The sequence below is a fragment of the Pseudolysinimonas sp. genome (assembly GCF_031389465.1).
In the GTDB taxonomy this organism is placed as follows: Bacteria; Actinomycetota; Actinomycetes; order Actinomycetales; family Microbacteriaceae; genus Pseudolysinimonas_A.
In genome coordinates this window covers 1-2,671 of sequence record NZ_JANMSQ010000313.1, presented here as the reverse complement: position 1 = coordinate 2,671, position 2,671 = coordinate 1, and the positions used below count along the sequence as shown (strand labels likewise).

3 protein-coding genes are annotated in these 2,671 nt (G+C 68.8%); 2 read left to right on the top strand and 1 reads right to left on the bottom strand.

The genetic code is table 11. The features are described 5' to 3' along the window. Positions 1-154: 154 nt before the first annotated feature. A complete protein-coding gene (locus RMO30_RS12135) occupies positions 155-901 on the bottom strand; it encodes a CPBP family intramembrane glutamic endopeptidase (RefSeq protein WP_309713848.1) in 747 nt (248 codons plus the stop codon). A gap of 110 nt (positions 902-1,011) precedes the next feature. Here RMO30_RS12135 and RMO30_RS12130 point away from each other — a divergent pair, with 110 nt between their 5' ends. After that, a complete protein-coding gene (locus RMO30_RS12130; protein ID WP_309713851.1) occupies positions 1,012-2,394 on the top strand; it encodes an MFS transporter in 1,383 nt (460 codons plus the stop codon). A 27-nt stretch (positions 2,395-2,421) separates the two neighbouring features. Beyond that, the coding region (locus tag RMO30_RS12125; protein WP_309713845.1) for a MazG nucleotide pyrophosphohydrolase domain-containing protein at positions 2,422-2,671 on the top strand (250 nt) is incomplete at its 3' end.

Here is a 2,671-nt window from a genome sequence, read left to right as displayed (position 1 = left end):
CGCATGTATCCGGGGGCGCGGGAGTTCGCCGCGGCAAGGGCGCTCAGCATCCCGCTGCCCCAGGGCACCGACGCCGAGCTGATTACCTGGGTCGAGGGCGTGCTGACCGCCCTCTTCGCCCCGGCCGCCCCGCCCGCGGGTTCCTAGCGGCCGGTCAGACGGCGCGAGGCGCCAGCACCCGGCCCAGAGCGATCGGGATGAGCACCATCGAGCGCAGGTCGATGAGGACGTGCAACACGATCGGCACGAGGATCGACCCGGTCACGAGGTAGAGCAGCACGAAGATCGCGCCGAGCACGGTCGAGAACACGATGCCGAGCGGACCTTGGTAGAGGTGCAGGATCCCGAACAGCAGGGTCGCCCCGAGGAACGCGGCGAACGCGTTTCCGGTCACCGCGAACACGAGGGCGGGCAGCCCCAGGCGGAACAGCAGCTCCTCGAAGACTCCCGCGCTTACCGAGAGCGCCGCGCCGTAGGGCAGTTCTCCGCGCGTGCGGGGCAGGAGTGCGCGGATGTCGCCGATCGCCGGCGCCTCGTCGAGTGGTTCGCGGATGAGCACCACCGGCAGCACGAGCGCGGCGAGCACCAGGACCGCAACCGCGATCACGACCGGGATGCCGGCGTCACCCGCGAGGAACGTGCGGGCCGCGGCGATCGGTTCCCATTCCTGGGCGGCGGCAAGGGCCACGGGAATCTGCCCCCACGCGCCGACGATCGTCGCGAGGGAGAGGCCACCGAGCGCGAGCACTCCTTCGATCAGCCAGCGGCGGTAGACCTTCTGCCGCGCAACGGTCGAACGCAGCCGCTTGAAGCGCCCGTAGTCGCGTCGCTCACGGGTGAGCGCCCGCCAGAGCAGCACGCCGACGACGACGCCGAGGAGGGCGAGAGCAGCAGCATCCACCCGCCCATCATCCTCGAATTGCCAGCGTGGCCGTGTGCCGTGATGGTTGGCTAGGGCGAGTGACGACTGCCGTGGGATTCCGGTCGGAGCGCGGTCCGCTGCTCCTCGCGATGATGCTCGCGACCGGCCTCGTGGCGATCGACTCGACGGTGATCGCGACCGCGGTGCCCTCGATCGTCGCCGACATTGGCGGTTTCACCTCATTCCCGTGGCTGTTCTCGATCTACCTTCTCGCCTCGGCGGTCACCGTTCCCGTGTACGCCAAACTGGCTGACACGATCGGGCGCAAGCCGCTCATCTTGTGGGGGATCGGGGTCTTCCTGCTCGGATCGATCCTGTGCGGGTTCGCCTGGGACATGCCGAGTCTGATCATCTTCCGCGCCGTGCAGGGCATCGGGGCCGGCGCGATCCTGCCGATCGTCATCACGATGGTCGGCGACATCTACACGCTGGAGGAACGGGCCCGCGTGCAGGGCTACCTGGCGAGCGTCTGGTCGATCTCGGCGGTCGTCGGGCCGACCCTCGGCGGTGTGTTCGCGCAGTTCGACCTGTGGCGCGGCATCTTCTTCATCAACGTCCCGCTCTGTCTCCTCGCCGGGTGGATGATCTGGTCGCGCTTCACCGAGAAGGTGGAGCGCCGGGAGCATCGCATCGACTATGCGGGAGCGGCGCTGCTGACCGTATCGGTGACCCTTCTCATTCTCGGTTTGCTCCAGGGCGGAACCGGGTGGGCGTGGGACTCGCCGCAAAGCCTCGCCGTCTTGGGAGCCGGCGCGGTGTTGCTCGTCGCATTCGGGTTGGTCGAACGTCGCGCTGGGGAGCCGATTCTGCCGTTCTGGGTGCTCTCGCGGCGCCTATTGCTGACGACCAACCTGCTCGGATTCTGCGTCGGCGCGGTCCTCATCGGCCTTGTCGAATACGTACCCACGTTCCTCACGGTGACCACCGGCGCGGAGCCCATCGTCGCGGGCCTCGCGCTCGGCGCGCTCACGATCGGCTGGCCGGTCGCCGCCACCCTCTCCGGTCGGCTCTACCTGAGGTTCGGGTTCCGTCCGACGACGATCCTGGGCGGGATCATCCTGGTGCTCGGTACCGCCATGCTGGCCCTGTCGACGGTGGCTCCGTCGCTCTGGGTCGTCGCTGCTCTGTGCTTCGTGATCGGCCTCGGGTTCGGCTTCGCAGCCGTGCCCAGCCTGGTCGCCGCGCAGGCGAGCGTCGAGTGGAACGAACGCGGGGTCGTGACGGGCACCCAGTTGTTCTTCCGCTCGATCGGGCAGGCGATCGGAGCGGCGGCATTCGGCGCGATCGCCAACTCCGTCGTCCTGGGGCTCGGCGGCGACGAGACGACGCCTTCGACGATGGCGGCGGCGGTCGGTGCCGTGTTCCTCGGTGGGGCGATCGTCGCTACCGTGTTGTTGGTCGCGGCCATCGCGATGCCTCGAGTTCCGTTGGCGGTACCCGCGGCCTCCGACCCCGAGACGCCACCCGTCTGAGTGCCCCCGAGATGTGAGGATGTCGGCATGACCGATGCGCCTCATCCCCGCCTCGACGAGCTGATCGCGACGCTCGAGCGGCTGCGGGCTCCGGGCGGCTGCGCCTGGGACCGTGAGCAGACCCACGCCTCGCTCGTGCAGTACCTCGTCGAAGAGAGCGCCGAGTTGGTGGAAGCGATCGAGAGCGGCTCCCGCGACGAGATCGTCGAAGAGCTGGGGGATGTTCTCTACCAGGTGCTGTTCCACGCCGACATCGCGACCGAGGCGGGTGAGTTCA